This is a genomic window from Streptosporangium heterodermiicola, from assembly GCF_051390675.1.
Taxonomy (GTDB): Bacteria; Actinomycetota; Actinomycetes; order Streptosporangiales; family Streptosporangiaceae; genus Streptosporangium.
Window position 1 is genome coordinate 30,229 of record NZ_JBPJSR010000038.1, and the last position, 18,462, is coordinate 48,690.

General features: G+C 73.1%; 5 protein-coding genes. All 5 read left to right on the plus strand.

What is annotated here, in order from left to right:
• The first annotated feature begins 103 nt into the window (after window positions 1-103).
• The gene (locus tag ACSC1Q_RS40885; protein WP_436764121.1) at window positions 104-961 is read left to right on the plus strand and encodes an isocitrate lyase/PEP mutase family protein; all 858 of its coding nucleotides are present in this window, start codon (window positions 104-106) and stop codon (window positions 959-961) included.
• Between the two features lie 342 nt (window positions 962-1,303).
• A complete protein-coding gene (locus ACSC1Q_RS40890) occupies window positions 1,304-2,869 on the plus strand; it encodes a LuxR C-terminal-related transcriptional regulator (RefSeq protein WP_436764122.1) in 1,566 nt (521 codons plus the stop codon).
• 104 nt (window positions 2,870-2,973) lie between these two features.
• Window positions 2,974-12,966, plus strand: a complete 9,993-nt coding sequence (locus tag ACSC1Q_RS40895; protein ID WP_436764123.1) for a type I polyketide synthase — start codon at window positions 2,974-2,976, stop codon at window positions 12,964-12,966.
• 14 nt (window positions 12,967-12,980) lie between these two features.
• Window positions 12,981-17,885, plus strand: coding sequence for a type I polyketide synthase (locus ACSC1Q_RS40900; RefSeq protein WP_436764124.1), 4,905 nt, complete (start codon window positions 12,981-12,983; stop codon window positions 17,883-17,885).
• Window positions 17,886-17,916: 31 nt separating this feature from the next.
• On the plus strand, window positions 17,917-18,462 hold a 546-nt coding region (locus ACSC1Q_RS40905; protein WP_436764125.1), incomplete at its 3' end, for a beta-ketoacyl synthase N-terminal-like domain-containing protein.

An 18,462-nucleotide genomic window follows, 5' to 3' on the forward strand; every position in this document is an offset into this window, starting at 1 on the left:
AGGTCATGATCGAGTGGCGGTCGTCTCGACGGGTGTGACGCGCGAGACGTGTGCGGTGACCGGCACGGCAGGGGGGCGATCGACGACCGGACGGACGACGCGTTTGAGGCGGTTGCTGGCCGCCCCCGAGATCCTCGTGGCGCCGGGCGCCCATGACGGGACGTGCGCCAGAGTAATCAAGGAGCTCGGCTTCCAGGCGTTGTATCTCAGCGGTTTCGAGACCTCGGCCGGTGTCCTGGGCCGGCCCGACGTCGGCTATCTGACGATGACGGAGATGGTGGCCCGGGTCGGGGCCCTCTCCGACGCCATCGATCTCCCGCTGATCGCCGACGGCGACACCGGCTACGGAAACCCGCTCAACGTCTACCGTGCGGTCCGTCGGTACGAGAAGGCCGGCGCGGCGGCGATCCACATCGAGGACCAGACCTTCCCCAAACGCTGCGGGCACATGCTCGGACGCCACGTCATCCCGAAGGAGGAGATGGTCGAGAAGGTCAGGGCGGCCGTCGACGCCCGGCGGGATCCCGACTTCGTGATCATCGCCCGCACCGACGCCCGCGCGACCATGGGACTCGACGAGGCGCTCGACCGGGGAGCCGCCTACCACGCGGCGGGCGCCGACGTGCTCTTCGTCGAATCACCCGAGAACGAGGACGAGATGCGGCGTGTGTGCGCGACGTTCCGGGGTGTCGTCCCGGTGCTCGGCAACCAGATCGAGGGCGGCCGTACGCCGACGCCGGGCGTTCGCGCACTCCAGGAGATGGGCTACGCGCTCGCGATCTTCTCGCTCGGGACGGGGTTCGCCGCGGCCAAGGGGATGAAGGACTATCTTGAAGTACTCGCGGCCACGGGCGACACGAGCGGGGTGCTCAAGGACATGATCCTGTTCGGGGAGTTCAACAGGCTGATCGGCCTGGACGAACACGCCGAGCTCGACCGGCGCCACCAGGTCTCCGGCTGACGGCGCCGCTTTCCGGCGGAAGCCGTTCCGTGCCCGCGTACCCTGGCCGCTTGACGACTCACGGTATTTTATGGTTACTTAGTAGGAAATGTAGACAATAGATGACGAGGGTCCGGGGCGCGGTCACGGGCCCGGCTCGCGGACGACGGCGACGGCTGAGCCGAACAGAAGGCGTTGATTCTTTGCGGCCGGTGGGGGATGCGAAAATCGCATCGATGACCGCTGCTTCTTTTCTCGGCGGAGAGTCGTATGGAATTAATGGGTTCTCAGGCTGAAATCGAGCGGCCGCTGGACGTGCCGCACTGGAAAGGCGGCGGTACGGGGAGGGCGACGATTCATGAATTGTCGCGATTCTCCGCCGTGCCGCTCGCCTCCTCCCTGGACTTCCTCAGGGAGGTTTTCGGCGACGCGGGCATCGACGAGAAAACATCGGCACGGGTCGCGGACCTGTTCGGCCAGTGGCTTCGGGAAAGGTCCTCTACCGAGGAGGCCGGAACACCGCGGTCGGTGCGACGGCTGCTCTGGCGGGGACGCGTGGACCAGGCCGTACGGGCGCTGCGGGAGCTCGGCGACTCCGCGGCTCCCGGCGCACGGGCCGCTGGACCGTTCCGCGACGTGATCGACTGGGTCTCCTGCTGGTACCCGGGCCTGCGGGTCCGCCCGGCCGTGAGAGGGCGCGACGTCGACCCGGCCGGTGAGATCGAGGTGACCACCGGCCTGGAGGGGATGCGGGTGCTGTCCGCACTCCTGACCGGGCACGAGGGACGGAAGGCCGTCGCCCGCGCCGAGCAGGTCCTGAGGCTGTGCCCCATGGGCAGGACGGCACTGGACTCGCTCACCGCCGCGCTCGTCACCCTGATCTACGCGGACCGGGCGGACCTCGCCCGGCGGTGGTGCGAGCCGCTGCTCGAACAGACCACGACCCACTGCGCCCCGAACTGGCAGGGGATGTTCGCGGCGATACGGGCCGAGACCGCTGTTCGCCAGGGCCGCCTCCAGGAGGCGGAGCGGTGCGCCCACGCGGCGCTCACCCACCTGCCGATGGCCGCGTGGGGAGTGGCCCTCGGCTTCCCCCTCGCCGCCATGGTGGCCGCGAAGGTCGGCATGGGCAAGTACGAGGACGCCGCCCGCTACCTGGCCGTACCGGTTCCCGAGGCCATGTTCGAGACGCCGGTCGGGCTGCACTACCTGTTCGCGCGCGGCGGCTACCGGCTGGCGACCGGTGCCCCCGAGGCCGCCCTCGCGGACTTCCGGACCTGCGGTGATCTCATGAGGGGCTGGGACGTCGACCTGCCGGGGATCGTCGCCTGGCGTCTCGGCGCCGCCCAGGCGTGCCTGGACCTGGGCCGTATCAGGGAGGCCAGGATGCTCGTCGACGACCAGCTGGCCGCCCTGGACCCGGCCGTGACCCGTACCAGGGGAATCGCGACACGCCTGCGGGCGGCGACGCTCGCCGTCGAGGCGCGCCCGGCCGTCCTGGAGGAGGCGGTCGAGATCCTGCAGGCCTCCCAGGACCGGTTCGAGCTGGCCCTCGTGCTCGCGGAGCTCGGCCGCGCCCACTCCCGTCTCGGTGAGTCCCACCGGGCCAGGGCCGTCCAGCGCAGGGCCCGCCACATCGCGAGCACCTGCGGCGCCGGGCCGTTGACCGACGCGGTCTCGCCTTCCGGGAACCCGCCGGGCCTCCCGGAAGGCGCCGTCCCCGCGGCGCCCGGCCTCCCGGGCGCCGGGGACGCGGACCTCAGCGACGCCGAACGCAGGGTCGCCACCCTGGCGTCCCAGGGATATACGAACCGGCAGATCTCCGGAAAGCTCTATGTCACGGTGAGCACGGTCGAGCAGCACCTGACCCATATTTACCGGAAGCTCGGCGTTTCCCGCCGGGGCGATCTCCCGACTTTCCTTGATTGACCCGGAGGTTAATCACCCCTAGGGGTTGCTAGGGGTGCTCCATACGGGTGTGAATGGCGAGAATCATGTCAGCATTTCTCGCCGGTTCACGATATGGAGCAAAGATGAGTCTCGGCCATTCGACGTCGAACGAATGGGGAAGCGGGCCGGCCGACGCGATCGCCGTCGTCGGAATGGCATGCCGGCTGCCGCACGCCCCCGACCCCGGCGCGTTCTGGAACCTGCTGCGCGAGGGACGCTCCGCGATCACGGAGGCGCCCGCCGACCGCTGGGGCGAAGGGGCGCCGGCCCCCCGCTTCGGGGGGTTCCTCGACGACGTCGACCGGTTCGACCCCGAGTTCTTCGCGATCTCCCCGCGCGAGGCGGCGGCGATGGACCCGCAGCAGCGCCTCGTCCTGGAACTGGCCTGGGAGGCACTGGAGGACGCCAGGATCCTGCCCGCCGGCCTGGCGGCCACCTCCACCGGCGTCTTCGTCGGCGCGATCGCCGCCGACTACGCCGCCCTCCTGCACCGGCGGGGGCCGGAGGCCATCACCCGCCACACGATGACCGGCCTCAACCGCGGCCTCATCGCCAACCGCGTCTCCTACGCGCTGGGGCTTCGCGGCCCGAGCCTGACGGTCGACTCCGCCCAGTCGTCGTCCCTGGTGGCCGTCCACCTCGCCGCCGAGAGCCTGCGCGGGGGCGAGTCCACCCTCGCGATCGCGGCGGGCGTGAACCTGAACCTCGTCGTCGACGCCACCATCGCCGCCGAGAGGTTCGGCGGGCTCTCGCCGGACGGGCGCTGCTTCACCTTCGACGCCCGCGCGAACGGCTACGTGCGCGGGGAGGGAGGAGGCGTCGTCGTCCTCAAGCCGCTCGCCAGGGCCGTCGCCGACGGCGACCGGATCCACTGCGTCATCCGCGGCAGCGCCGTCAACAACGACGGCGACCCCGGCGGAGGCGACAACGGGCGCGGCAACGGAGGCAACGGAGGCAACGGAGGTAACACCGGTGGTCTCACCGTGCCGAACCCGGACGCGCAGGCCGAGGTGATCCGCCTCGCCGTCGAACGCGCGGGCGTGGCACCCGGCGCCGTCCAGTACGTCGAACTCCACGGCACGGGGACGAGGGTCGGGGACCCGATCGAGGCCGCGGCGCTCGGCGCCGCCCTGGGCGCGGGCCGGACCTCCGCCGACCCGCTCGCGGTCGGATCGGCCAAGACGAACGTCGGGCACCTGGAGGGCGCCTCGGGAATCGTCGGCCTGCTCAAGGTGGCGCTGAGCATCGCGCACCGGCGGATCCCGGCCAGCCTCAACTTCGAGACGCCGAACCCGGAGATCCCGTTCGACCGGCTCAACCTGCGCGTGCAGTCGGGTACCGGTCCCTGGCCGAGGTCGGACCGGCCGCTCGTCGCGGGGGTCAGCTCCTTCGGCATGGGCGGCACCAACTGCCACGTCGTACTCGCCGAGCCACCGCTCACCGAACCGCTTTCCACCGAGCCGTCGCCCGCCGGGTCGCTTCCCGCCGATTCACTGCTCGTCGAATCGCCGCTCACCGAACCGCTTCTCGCCGAATCACCGCCCGTCGCGCCCGCACTGACCGAACCGCTTCCCGCCGAGCCGCTGTTCGTCGAATCGCCGCTCGCCGGGACCGGTGCGGGTCCGGCGGCCGAGGCCGGTGTCGGCCCGGTGGGCGGGGTTCTCCCGAGGGCGACGCCGGAGACGGGCGCGGCCAGGGTGGTCCCGTGGGTGCTCTCGGGCGCGAGCGAGGCCGCGCTGCGTGACCAGGCCGCCCGGCTGCACGCCTCTCTGACCAAAACCTCTCCGACCACGGACTCTCCGACCACGGACTCTCCGGCCACGGGCCCTCTGCCCACGGGTTCCCTCATTGCGGGCTCTCTCGCTACGGGCTCTCTCAGCGAGGGTGGCTCCTTCGACCCCGTGGACGTGGCGCTGTCGCTCGCCGTGACCCGTACGGCGTTCAGGCACCGGGCGGTGCTCGTCGGCGACCGCGCCGAACTTGTCGACGGCCTGCGGGCACTGGCCGGGGGAGACCAGGCGGCCTCCCTCGTACGGGGCACGGCCAGGCTCGACGGCGGCGGTACCGTGTTCGTCTTCCCCGGCCAGGGGTCCCAGTGGGAGGGCATGGCCGAGGGCCTGCTGCGTACCTCACCGGTGTTCGCCAGGCACATCCGGGCGTGCGCGGACGCCCTCGCGCCGCACGTGGACTGGTCGCCGGCCGACCTGCTCACCGGCCGTCCCGGCGCGCCCCCGCTGGACCGCGTGGACGTCGTGCAGCCCGCGCTCTTCGCGGTCATGGTCTCGCTCGCGCGGCTGTGGGAGTCGGCGGGCGTCCGGCCCGGCGCGGTCATCGGCCACTCGCAGGGGGAGATCGCCGCCGCGCACGTCGCCGGTGCCCTGTCACTCGACGACGCCGCCGCGATCGTCGCCCTGCGCAGCCGGGCCATCGCCGCCATCGCGGGCACCGGGGGGATGGCCTCCGTCCTGCTTCCCGCGGAAAGGGTGCGCGACCGGCTGGCCCGCTGGGAAGGGCGGCTCGGCGTCGCGGCCGTCAACGGTCCCGCGTCCACCGTGGTCTCCGGCGACGCCGAGGCGCTCACCGAACTCCTCGACGGATACCGGCGGGAGGGCGTCCGGGTGCGGGAGGTCGCCGTCGACTACGCGTCCCACTCGCCCCAGGTGGAGCCGGTGCGGCAGCGGCTCCTCGACGGGCTGGCCGGGATCCGGCCGGAGGCGTCGGACGTCGCCTTCTACTCCACCGTCACCGGTGCCAGGCTCGACACGGCCGAGCTCACCGCCGGCTACTGGTACCGAAACCTGCGCCGGACCGTGGAGCTCGAACGGGCGGTCCTGGCCGCCGTCGCCGACGGGCACCGCGCGTTCGTCGAGAGCAGCCCGCACCCGATCCTCACCGAGGGGATAGGGGAGAGCGCGGGTGACGTGCTCGCGGTCGGTACGCTCCGGCGCGGCCAGGGCGGCCCGCGCCAGTTCCTCGCCTCGCTCGCCAGGGTCCACACCCACGGCGGAGCCGTGCGCTGGCCGGACGTCATCGGCGCCGGGGCCGGTCTCGTCGACCTGCCCACGTACGCCTTCCAGCGCCGGCGCCTGTGGCTCGACCCGGACCCCGCCTCCGTTCAGGTGGCCTCACCGGCGGAGGCCCGCCGGGACGCGCTCGTCCCGCGGGCGGGTGACCAAGGGGTCGTGCCCGCCGTACGGGGTGAGGAGGGAAGGCGCACGGCCCTGGACCTGGTCCGGGCGAGCGCGGCGATCGTGCTCGGTCACGCGGCGGGGGACGCGGTCGACGAGGATCTCACGTTCAAGGACCTCGGCTTCGACTCGGCGGCGGCGGTCGAGTTCCGCGACCGGCTCGCCGAGGCGACCGGGCTGCGGCTGCCCGCCTCGCTCGTCTACGACCGCCCGACGCCGCAGGCCGTCGCCGCCTACCTGGACGCCGAGGTCAACGGAGCCGTGACGGGACCGGAGGGGCCCGCGCGGACGGCACCCGCGGCCGGGGAGCCGATCGCGATCGTCGCGATGAGCGGCCGCTGGCCGGGCGGCGCCGGATCGCCCGAGGACCTGTGGCGGCTGCTGCTGTCCGGCGAGGACGTGATCGGCGGCTTCCCCGGCAACCGGGGCTGGGACGTGGACCGGCTCCTCGCCCCGGACGGGCCCGGCACCTCCGCCACCGGGGAGGGCGGCTTCCTCCACGACGCCGACCGGTTCGACGCCGCCTTCTTCGGGCTGAGCCCGCGCGAGGCCGCGGCGATGGACCCGCAGCAGCGGCTGCTGCTCGAAGCGTCGTGGGAGCTCCACGAGCGGGCCGGGATCGACCCCTCGGGCCGGCGCGGCAGCCGTACGGGCGTGTTCGTCGGCGTGATCCCCCAGGAGTACGGCCCCCGCCTGCACGAGACGTCGGAAGGCTACGAGGGCCACGCCCTCACCGGCACCCTGACCAGTGTCGCCTCCGGCAGGCTCGCCTACACGCTGGGGCTGGAGGGACCCGCGATCACCGTCGACACCGCCTGCTCGTCCTCCCTGGTGGCGATGCACCTGGCGATCCAGGCGCTCCGCGCGGGCGAGTGCGAGATGGCCGTCGCGGGCGGTGTCACGGTGATGTCCGCGCCGGGCATGTTCACCGAGTTCAGCCGCCAGGGCGGGCTCGCGCCCGACGGCAGGTGCAAGCCGTTCGCGGCCGCCGCCGACGGTACCGCGTGGTCGGAGGCGGCCGGCCTGGTCCTGCTGGAGCCGCTGTCGGCCGCCCGGCGCCACGGCCACCCCGTACTCGCCGTCGTCCGGGGCAGCGCCGTCAACCAGGACGGCGCCAGCAACGGGCTCATCGCCCCCAACGGCCCCTCGCAGGAGCGGGTCATCCGGGAGGCCCTCGCCGGCGCGGGGCTGTCGCCCGCCGACGTCGACGCCGTCGAGGCGCACGGGACGGGGACCGCGCTGGGCGACCCGATCGAGGCGCAGGCGCTGCTGGCGACCTACGGCCGCGACCGCCGCGAGGGGAACCCGCTGCTGCTCGGCTCGTCGAAGTCGCACCTCGGCCACACCCAGGCCGCCGCGGGCGTCACCGGCGTCATCGCGATGGTCCAGGCGCTGCGGTACGCGACCCTGCCGCCGACCCTGCACATCGACCGGCCGTCGCCGCACGTCGACTGGACGGCGGGCGCCGTCTCGCTGCTGACCGAGGCCACCCCGTGGCCGGAGACCGGCCGCCCCCGCCGGGCCGCCGTCTCCTCCTTCGGCATCAGCGGCACCAACGCCCACCTCATCCTGGAGCAGGCGCCTGAGGAGACCGGTCCGCGCGAACGGCCGGGCGACCTCGGCGGTTCGGCCGATCCAGGTGAACCGAGCGAGGCCAGCGACCTCGGAGTCGTCCCGTGGCTTCTCTCGGCGAGGACCGGGGACGCGCTCCGCGAGCAGGCCGCGCGGCTGCGGGCGCGGGTGGCCGCCGACCCCGCGCTCGACGTGGCCGACGTCGGGTTCACCCTGTCCACGGCCCGCGCCGCGCTGGACCACCGCGCCGTCGTGCTCGCCGAAGGCCGTGCGGGGTTCCTGGACGGGCTGGACTCCCTCGCCGAGGGGAGATCCGCCCCGGACGTCGTACGCGGCACCGCGGGCAAGTCGGGCGGGCTCGCGTTCATGTTCACCGGCCAGGGCAGCCAGCGTCCCGGAATGGGACGGGATCTCGCCGCGGCCTTCCCGGTGTTCGCCGACGCCCTCGCCGAGGCCGCCGGGCACCTGGACGGCCACCTCGGCCGCCCGATCCTCGACGTGATGTTCGCCGGGCCGGACACCGCCGACGCCGCGCTGCTCGACACGACCGCGTACACCCAGCCCGCGCTCTTCGCCTTCGAGGTCGCCCTCCACCGGCTGGCCGAGTCCTTCGGCCTGCGCCCCGACCACCTCATCGGCCACTCCGTCGGCGAGCTCGTCGCCGCACACGTCGCGGGCGTCCTGTCGCTGCCCGACGCCGCCACCCTCGTCACCGCCCGCGGCAGGCTCATGCAGGCGGTTCCGGCCACCGGCGCGATGGCCGCCCTGCGGGGGACGGAGCGGGAGGCCCAGGCGCTCCTGGCCGGTCACCGCGGCGAGGCCGACATCGCGGCCGTGAACGGCCCCGACTCCGTGGTCGTCTCCGGGACCGAGACCGTGGTGGCGGAGATCGTGGCACGCTGGCGCGGGGAGGGCCGCACGGCCAAACGGCTGCGCGTCAGCCACGCCTTCCACTCGCCGCACATGGACGCGGTGCTCGACGACTTCCGGCGCGTCGCGGCGGGGCTCGACTTCTCCGCGCCGCGCATCCCGGTGATCTCCAACGTCACCGGCCGCCCGGCGGGCGCGGACGAGCTGCGCGACCCCGGCTACTGGGCCGGACACATCCGGCGGGCCGTCCGGTTCCGCGACGGGATCGCGGCCCTGCGCGAGCTCGGCGTGACCGACTACCTCGAACTCGGTCCCGACGCGGTCCTGACCGCCCTCGCCCACGACTGCCTCGCGGACTCCCCGCCGCGCACCCTCACCGCCGCGTCCCGCGCTGACCGTACTGACCGTTCCGACCGTTCCGACCGTTCTGACGCTTCTGGCCGTCCCGTCCGCTCCGATGTCCCTGGCCGTTCCGATCACTCCGGCCGTACGGAGGTCCGGGCGTTCACCTCGGCTCTCGCCCACCTGCACGTCCACGGCGTGGGTGTCGACTGGCGGGCGGCCCTGGAGGGCCGTGACGCGAGGCTTGTCGACCTGCCCACCTACGCCTTCCAGCGACGCCGGTTCTGGCTGGACACCTCCTCCGCCGTCTCCGGCCCCGCCGCCGCGGGGCTGGAGACGGCGGACCACCCGCTGCTCGGCGCGGCGGCGGACCTGGCGGGCGGCGAGGGTTCGCTCCTGACCGGCCGCCTCTCGTCCCGCACCCGGCCCTGGCTCGCCGACCACGTGGTCTCCGGCAGCGCGCTGCTTCCCGGTACGGCGTTCGTCGAGCTCGCCCTGCACGCCGCCGACCGGCACGGCGGGCTGCGCCTCGACGAGCTGGCGCTGGAGGCGCCCCTGGTCATCCCGGAGCGCGGCGAGGTACAGGTCCAGCTGTTCACCGGCGCCGACGACGGCTCCGGCCGCCGCCCGATCGCCGTCCACTCCCGGACCGCCCCGTCGGACGGCTGGACCCGTCACGCCACCGGCCAGCTGGTCAACGCCCTTCCGTCACCCGGGGAGACGGCCGAGGCCTGGCCGCCGCCGGGAGCGATCCCCGTCGACCTGACCGGCCTGTACGAGCGGCTCGCCGACCAGGGCTACGAGTACGGGCCCGCCTTCCAGGGGCTGGTGGCGGCGTGGCGGCTGGGTGACGACACCCTGGCCGAGGTGCGGCTGCCGGACGAGCGGCTCGCCGAGGCCGCCGGGTACGGCGTGCACCCGGCCCTCCTCGACGCCGCCCTGCACGCGGTCGTCGGGATCACCTTCTCCGGCGACCACGCGCAGGCCGTCCACCTGCCGTTCTCGTGGAACGGGGTGTCGTTGCAGGCGTCGGGCGCGACCGCGTTGCGCGTGCGGATCACGCCGACCGGCCCCGGCACGGTCGGCATCACCGCCGCCGACGCCACGGGCGCGCCCGTCGTCTCCGTCGAGTCCCTCACCTTCCGGCCCGTCGCGCCCGAACGGCTCGGCGCCTCCCGTACGCGGGACCGCGCGGTACCGTACCGGCTGGACTGGACGCCCGTATCCGCATCCGCACCCGTCGGCCCGGTGCCGGTTCGCTGGGCGGTGGTCGGAGCCGGTCTCGACCTACCCGATGTACCGATATTTGATGACTTGGAAGCAGCGGGGGCGGCCGCTCCGGACCTCCTGCTCATCCCGGCGACCACCGGGGACACACGACAGGACACGCGACCGGACACCGTACCGGGCGGGGGACAGGACGCGGGGCGGGACACGGCGCTGCCGGAGATGCTGCACGCCGGGACGGTCGCGGCACTGGAGCTGCTGCGCGACGCGCTGCTGGACGAGCGGTTCGCGACGACCCGGATCGCCGTCGTCACCCGGCGAGCCGTCGCCACCCACCCCGGGGAGGACGTCGAGGACCTCGCGCGAGCCGGGATCTGGGGCCTGGGCCGTACGGCACAGACCGAGTTCCCCGGCCGTGTCGTCCTGCTCGACCTCGACATCGATTTCGACTCGGACCCGGGATCGAGGGCGGCCGTCGCGGCGGCGCTGGCCACCGGCGAGGGCCAGCTCGCGATACGCCGTGGCGAGATCCTCGTCCCCCGGCTCGCCCGCCCGGCGGCGGGAGACGCCCTGGACCTTCCCGGCGAGGCCTGGCGGCTGGACGTCACCGTCCCCGGCACACTGGAGAATCTCGCGCCGCTGCCCGCTCCCGAGGCGGAGCGCCCGCTGGCCGAGGGGGAGGTCCGGGTCGCGCTCAGGGCGGCCGGGCTGAACTTCCGTGACGTGCTCATCGCCCTCGGCGTGTACCCCGGCGGAGCCAGGATCGGCGCCGAGGGCGCGGGCGTCGTCGTGGAGACCGGGCCCGGCGTGACCGGCCTGGCACCCGGCGACCGCGTCATGGGCCTGATCCACGGGACCGTCGGCCCGCTCGCGGTCACCGACCGGCGCTACCTGACGCGCGTCCCGGCCGGGTGGTCGTTCGCGCAGGCCGCCACCGTGCCGGTGGCCTTCCTCACCGCCTACCACGGCCTCGCCGACCTGGCGGGCGTCCGTCCCGGCGAGCGGCTGCTGGTCCACGCCGCCACCGGCGGCGTCGGCATGGCGGCTGTCCAGCTCGCCCGGCACTGGGAGGTCGAGGTGTACGGCACCGCCTCGCCCGGGAAGTGGGGCACCCTGCGCGGGCAGGGGCTCGACGACGACCACATCGCCTCCACCCGCACCCTCGACTTCGAAGCGGAGTTCCCCGCCGTCGACGTCGTCCTCAACTCCCTCGCCCACGAGTTCACCGACGCGTCCCTGAGGTCGCTCGCGGACGGCGGCAGGTTCATCGAGCTGGGCAAGACCGACAAACGCGACCCCGCCGACGTGGCGGCGGCCCACCCGGGTGTCACGTACGAGGCGTTCGACCTGTTCGAGGTGGACCCCGACCGGATCGCCGAGATCCTCGACGTGCTCGCCGCGCTGTTCGACGAGGGCGCGATCCTGCCGCTGCCGGTCACCGTACGGGACGCCCGGCACGCCCACCACGCCCTGCGCCATCTCGGCCAGGCGCGGCACACCGGCAAGCTGGCCGTCACCCTGCCCGCCCGCCTCGACCCGGCGGGAACCGTCCTCGTCACCGGCGGCACCGGCACGCTGGGCGCTCTCACCGCGCGCCACCTGGTCACCCGGCACGGGGTCCGCCACCTGCTGCTCGCCGGACGGAGCGGCCCGGACGCGCCGGGCGCCGCCGAACTGCGCGCTGAACTCACCGCGCTGGGCGCCGAGGTGCGGATCGCCGCGGCCGACGTCGCCGACCGCGCCGCGCTGTCCGCGCTGATCGCCTCCGTACCGGCCGGGCACCCGCTGACGGCCGTCGTCCACGCCGCCGGGACGCTCGACGACGGGGTGCTCGGCTCGCTCACCGCCGACCAGGTGCGTGGCGTGTTCCGTCCCAAGGCCGACGCCGCCTGGCACCTGCACGAGCTGACCCGCGACCTCGACCTGTCGGCGTTCGTGCTGTTCTCCTCCGCGGCGGGCATCCTGGGCAACGCGGGCCAGGCGGGCTACGCCGCCGCGAACGCCTTCCTCGACGCCCTCGCCCACCACCGCCGCGCGCACGGCCTGCCCGCCACGTCGCTCGCCTGGGGACACTGGGCGCAGGCCAGCGGCATGACCCGCGACCTCACCCGGACGGACGTGGCCCGGCTGGCCCGCTCGGGCCTGCCCGCCATGCCGACCGGGTACGCGCTCGCCCTGCTCGACGCCGCGCTGGCCGCGCCGGACCCGGTCGCGGTGACGGCCAGGCTCGACCGGCCCGACTCGGAGGGCGCTTCCCCGCTGCTGCGAGGGCTGACGGCGCACGGACGGCCCCGCCGGACCGCCGCACCGGCGACGGGAACGGCCTCTCTCGCGGTCTCCCTCGCGGCCTCGCCCGGGACCTCCCTCGTGACCTCCATCGCCGAGGAGCTCACCGACCGGCCGGAGGCCGACCAGCTGCGCAGGCTCCTGACACTCGTCCGGTCCACCGCGGCCACCGTGCTCGGCCACCCGTCCCCCGACGCCATCGACCCCGACCGGGGGTTCCTCGACGGCGAGTTCGACTCGCTCAGCAGCATCGAGCTCCGCAACCGGCTCGACAGGGTCACCGGGCTGCGGCTGCCCACCACCCTCGTCTTCGACCATCCCACCCCGCTCGCGCTCGCCGCGTACCTGCGGACTCGGCTCGTCCCGGCCAGGACACCCGAGCCGGAGGCCGAACTGGACCGCGTCGAGGCGGCCCTCACCGGCGAGGACCTCGACCCCGGTACGCGCGAACGCGTCCTGGTCCGGCTGAACGACCTCCTCACCAGGTGGGGCGGCCCGAGGCTCGCACCGCAGGACGATCTCGGACGCATCGGCGCGGCCACCAACGACGAGATCTTCGAGCTGATCGACAACGAACTGCGCCTCTCGTGAAGGGCACCTCTCCCATGGCTGACGAAGAGAAGCTCCGTACTTACCTCAACCGGGTGACCCTGCAGCTCCAGCAGACCCGGCGGCGTCTCCACGAGGTCGAGTCCGCGGGCAGGGAACCGATCGCGATCGTGGGGATGGCCTGCCGGTTCCCCGGCGGGGTCACCTCGCCGGAGGACCTGTGGCGGCTGGTGACCGAGGAACGGGACGTGATCGGCCCCTTCCCCGCCGACCGCGGCTGGGATCTCGACGGTCTCTACCACCCCGACCCGGCCCGCAGCGGCACCTCCTACGTGCGCGAGGGCGGGTTCCTGTACGACGCCGCCGACTTCGACGCGGAGTTCTTCGGGATCTCGCCGCGTGAGGCGCTGGCGACCGACCCGCAGCAGCGGCTGCTCCTGGAGACCGCCTGGGAGACGCTGGAGGACGCCGCCGTCGACCCGCTCACCCTGCGCGGCAGCGACACGGGCGTGTTCGTCGGCGCCATCGCCCAGGAGTACGGGCCCAGCCTCCATCACCGTCCGGCGCGCAACACCGACGGCTACGTGCTCACCGGCAACACCACCAGTGTGGCGTCGGGGCGGATCGCGTACTCGTTCGGGTTCGAGGGACCCGCGGTCACGGTCGACACGGCCTGCTCGTCCTCACTCGTGGCACTGCACCTCGCCGCCCAGGCGCTCCGGCTGGGCGAGTGCTCCTTCGCGCTCGCCGGAGGCGCCACGGTCCTCGCCGCCCCGGGAATGTTCATCGAGTTCTCCCGCCAGCGCGGGCTGGCCCCGGACGGACGGATCAAGGCGTTCGCCCAGGCCGCGGACGGTACCGCGTGGGCCGAAGGTGTCGGGCTGCTGGCACTCGAACGACTCTCGGACGCCCGCCGCAACGGTCATAAGGTCCTGGCCGTACTGCGCGGCAGCGCGGTCAACCAGGACGGCCGCAGCAGCCAGCTCACCGCTCCGAACGGTCCGTCGCAGCAGCGGGTGATCCGGCAGGCGTTGGCGGGTGCGGGGTTGTCGGCGTCTGATGTTGATCTGGTGGAGGCGCATGGCACCGGTACGACGTTGGGTGATCCGATCGAGGCGCAGGCGATCATCGCGACGTATGGGCAGGGGCGGGTGGTCGATCGGCCGTTGTGGCTGGGGTCGTTGAAGTCGAACATCGGTCATGCGCAGGCGGCGGCGGGGGTGGGGGGTGTGATCAAGCTTGTTCAGGCGATTCGGCATGGGGTGTTGCCGAGGACGTTGCATGTGGATGAGCCGTCGGCGTATGTGGATTGGTCTGCGGGTTCGGTGCGGTTGCTGACCGAGGCGCGGCAGTGGCCGGGGGTGGGGGTGCCGCGTCGGGCGGGGGTGTCGGCGTTCGGGGTGAGTGGCACGAACGCTCACGTGATCGTTGAGCAGGCCCCGGAGGGGCCTGTTCCGGGTGAGGTTGAGGCGGCTCCGGTCGTTTCCGTTCCGGCTGTTCCGGCTGTTCCGGCTGGTGGGGTGGTGCCGTGGGTGGTGTCGGGTCGGTCGGTGGCGGGGTTGCGGGGTCAGGCGGAGCGGTTGGCCGGGTTCGTGGGAGCTGATCTTGACGCGCGGGATGTGGGGTATTCGCTGGCGCGAGGCCGGGGGGTGTTGGAGGAGCGGGCGGTGGTCGTGGCCGCTGATGTCGCGGAGCTGGTCGCCGGGTTGGGGGCGTTGGCGGCGGGTGAGTCGTCAGCGCAGGTGGTTCAGGGGCGGGCTGGTGGGGGGTTGGCGTATCTGTTCACTGGTCAGGGGAGTCAGCGGGAGGGGATGGGTCGGGAGTTGTATGGGCGGTTCCCGGTGTTCGCGGCTGCTTTTGATGAGGTGGTTGCCGAGCTGGATCGTCATCTGGGTGGGGTGTCGGTTCGGGAGGTGGTGTTCGGGGAGGCGGGGTTGCTGGATCGGACGGTGTTCACCCAGTCGGGGTTGTTCGCGTTACAGGTGGGGTTGTTTCGGTTGTTGGAGTCGTGGGGGGTCCGGCCGGATTATCTGGTGGGTCATTCGGTTGGGGAGGTGTCGGGGGCGTATGTGGCGGGGGTGTGGTCGTTGGGTGATGCGGCGAGGGTGGTGGCGGCTCGTGGCCGGTTGATGCAGGCGTTGCCGGTGGGTGGGGCGATGGCCGCGATCGAGGCGGGCGAGCGGGAGATTCTCGAGGCGTTGCCCGACACGGATCGGGTGGGGATCGCGGCGGTGAACGGTCCGTCGGCGGTGGTGGTCTCCGGGGATGAGGATCTCGTCGAGGTCGTGGCGGCTGACTTCACTCGGCGGGGGCGGCGGGTTCGGCGGTTGACGGTGAGTCATGCGTTTCATTCGGCGCGGATGGAGCCGATGCTGGCCGACTTCCGGCGGGTTCTGGAGGAGGTGACGTTCAACGAGCCGCGGATTCCGTTGGTGTCGACGTTGACCGGGCAGCTCACGGCTGGACGAGATCCGGGGTATTGGGTGCGGCAGGTGCGGGAGCCGGTCCGGTTCGCCGACGCGGTGACCACTTTGGACGAAGCCGGGGTGACGACGTTCCTGGAGCTGGGGCCTGATGGGGTGTTGTCGGCGATGGCCCGGCAGTCACTTCCGGAGCGCGACGACGCCGAACCGCACGTGCTGGTCCCTCTGCTGCGCAAGGACCGGCCCGAGGAGGTGGCCGCGTTCCTGGCGCTCGGGCAGGCCCACATCCACGGCAGCCCGATCGACTGGGAGACGGTCTTCCCCGGCGCGAACAGGGTCGACCTGCCCACCTACGCCTTCCAGCGGCAGCGCTACTGGCTCGACGCCACCCGGTCCGACGGCGGCGAAGCGCGGGCGACAGATGCCCGCTTCTGGGAGCTGGTGGAGAGCGCGGACCCCGAGCGGCTCGCCGACACCCTCGGCCTCGACGACGAGGGCACGCGCGGCTCCCTCACCACCGTGCTGCCCGCGATCACGTCGTGGTGGAACGCGAAACGCCTCCGCTCCTCGGTCGACTCCTGGCGCTACCAGGTTGTCTGGCGGCGGATCCGGGACAGGCCGGAAAGCCGCCCGCAGGGAACCTGGCTCCTTCTCGTCCCGGCCGGTGAGACGGCATGGGCGGACCCCGCGGAGCGCGCCCTGACCGCCCGGGGAGCGGAGGTCGTCCGGATCGTCGTGACCGACGCGGACCGGGCGAAACTGGCAGTACACCTGGAGTCGGTGGAGAGGCTCGCGGGTCTGCTGTCCCTCCTGTCGACGGCGGAGGAGACACAGGCCGTCGTGCCCTGGTCGTACGCGGCCAACGTGGCGCTGCTCCAGGCGATGGACGACATGGGCCTCACCGCCCCTCTCTGGTGCGTGACCAGGAACGCGATCTCGACCGGCCCCGACGACGAGGCACCGGATCCCGCCCAGGCGCTGACCTGGGGCCTGGGCGCGATCGCGGCGGTCGAGAGTCCCGCGCAGTGGGGCGGTCTGGCCGACCTTCCCGTCTCGGCCGGAGAGCCCCACTGGGAACGCCTCACCGGCCTGATCACCGGAGACGACCGCGAGGTCGAGGTGGCCGTACGAGACTCCGGCCTGTACGCGAGACGCCTGGTCCGCGCGCCGGTGCGAGAGCAGCCAGAACTGTCGGAACCGTCGGAACCACAGCCGTGGAACGCCGAGGGCACCGTTCTCGTCACCGGTGGGACGGGTGCGCTCGGCGGGCACGTGGCGACCTGGCTCGCCGGGAGAGGGGTCAGGAACCTGCTCCTGGTCAGCAGGCGGGGTGAGGAGGCGCCCGGCGCCGCCGAGCTCGGGGCACGGCTCGCCGACGCGGGCGCCCGGGTCACCTTCGCCGCCGTGGACGTCGGAGATCGGGACGCCCTCGCCCACGTGATCGCCTCGGTGCCACCGGAGCACCCACTGACCGCCGTGGTGCACACGGCCGCCACGCTGGACGACGGCCTGATCTCCACGCTCACCCCCGAGCGGCTCGACCACGCCCTGCGGGTCAAGGCCGGTGGGGCCCGGCACCTGCACGAGCTGACCCGCGAGCTCGACCTGTCCGCCTTCGTGCTGTTCTCCTCGGTCGCCGGTATCTGCGGCGTCGCGGGTCAGGGCAACTACGCGCCGGGCAACGCCTACCTCGACGCGCTCGCCGCGCACCGCCGGGCCACCGGCCTGCCTGCCACCTCGATCGCCTGGGGACAGTGGGCGGGCGGCGGCATCGTCACCTCCGAAGCGGGCCGCAACCTGGCCAGGCACGGCCTGCGCGGGCTCCCGCCCGAACTCGCCGTCACCGCACTGGGCCGGGTACTCGATCGCGACGAGTCCCACGCCGTCATCGCCGACATCGACTGGAAGGTCATGTTCGAGGGCCGGTCCCACTCCCTGGTGAGCGAGCTGCCGGAGATCGTCCAGGCCGGTCCTCAGACGTCCGGCACCGACACGGCGCCGGCCGGTGTGGACACCTCCGACCTGGTACGGCGGCTCGCGGGCCTGGCGGAGGCGGAACAGCACCGGACCCTGCTGCGACTGGTCCGGGCCCAGGTCGCGGTGGTGCAGAACCGTCCGTCACCCGACGCCGTCGAGGCCGACAGGAGGTTCCGGGACCAGGGGTTCGACTCGCTGGCCGCCGTCGAGCTGCGCAACCGGCTCGGCGCCGCGACCGGACTGCGGCTGCCTCCCTCGATCGTGTTCGACCATCCCACCCCGGCGGCTCTCGCCGGTCACCTGCACGCGGAACTCGTGCCGCGCGCCGAGGCGGCGACCACGACGATCACCTCGGTCCTGGCGGGGATCGAGGCGCTGGAGGCGACCCTCTCGGAGGCCTCGGTGAGCGACGCCGAACGGGAGGCCGCCGCCGCCCGGCTGCGGAGACTCGCCGCCACATGGGGTGACGCGACACCGGCGAACGCCGTCACGGACGAGCTGTCGTCGGCGAGTGACGACGAACTCGTCGAGTTCATCAGCAGAACGCTTGGAATCTCCTGAACCGCGGGCTTGAGAGGGACAGAGAAAGACGATGAGCGAGGACCAGATCAGGCATCTCCTCAAGCGGGTCACCGCCGAGTTGCACGAGACGCGGCAGCGCCTCCAGCGGGTACAGGACGATCAGACCGAACCGATCGCGATCGTCGGGATGGCGTGCCGCTTCCCCGGCGGGGTGAGCTCGCCGGAGGACCTGTGGCGCCTGGTCGCCGAGGGCCGGGACGCGGTGTCGGAGTTCCCGTCCGACCGGGGCTGGGACCTGGAGGGCCTGTTCGACCCCGACCCCGACCGGCCCGGCAAGACCTACACCCGGCACGGCGGGTTCCTGGACGGCATCGCCGACTTCGACGCGGAGTTCTTCGGTATCTCGCCGCGTGAGGCGCTGGCGACCGACCCGCAGCAGCGGCTGCTCCTGGAAAGTGCCTGGGAGGCTTTCGAGCGGGCCGGGATCGACGTGTCCACCCTGAGGGGCAGCAGGACCGGGGTCTTCGCCGGTATGAACGGCCAGGACTACGCGGCCCGGCTTCCCGAGGTGCCGGAGGCCGTCGACGGCTACCTCAGCATCGGCAACGCGGCGAGC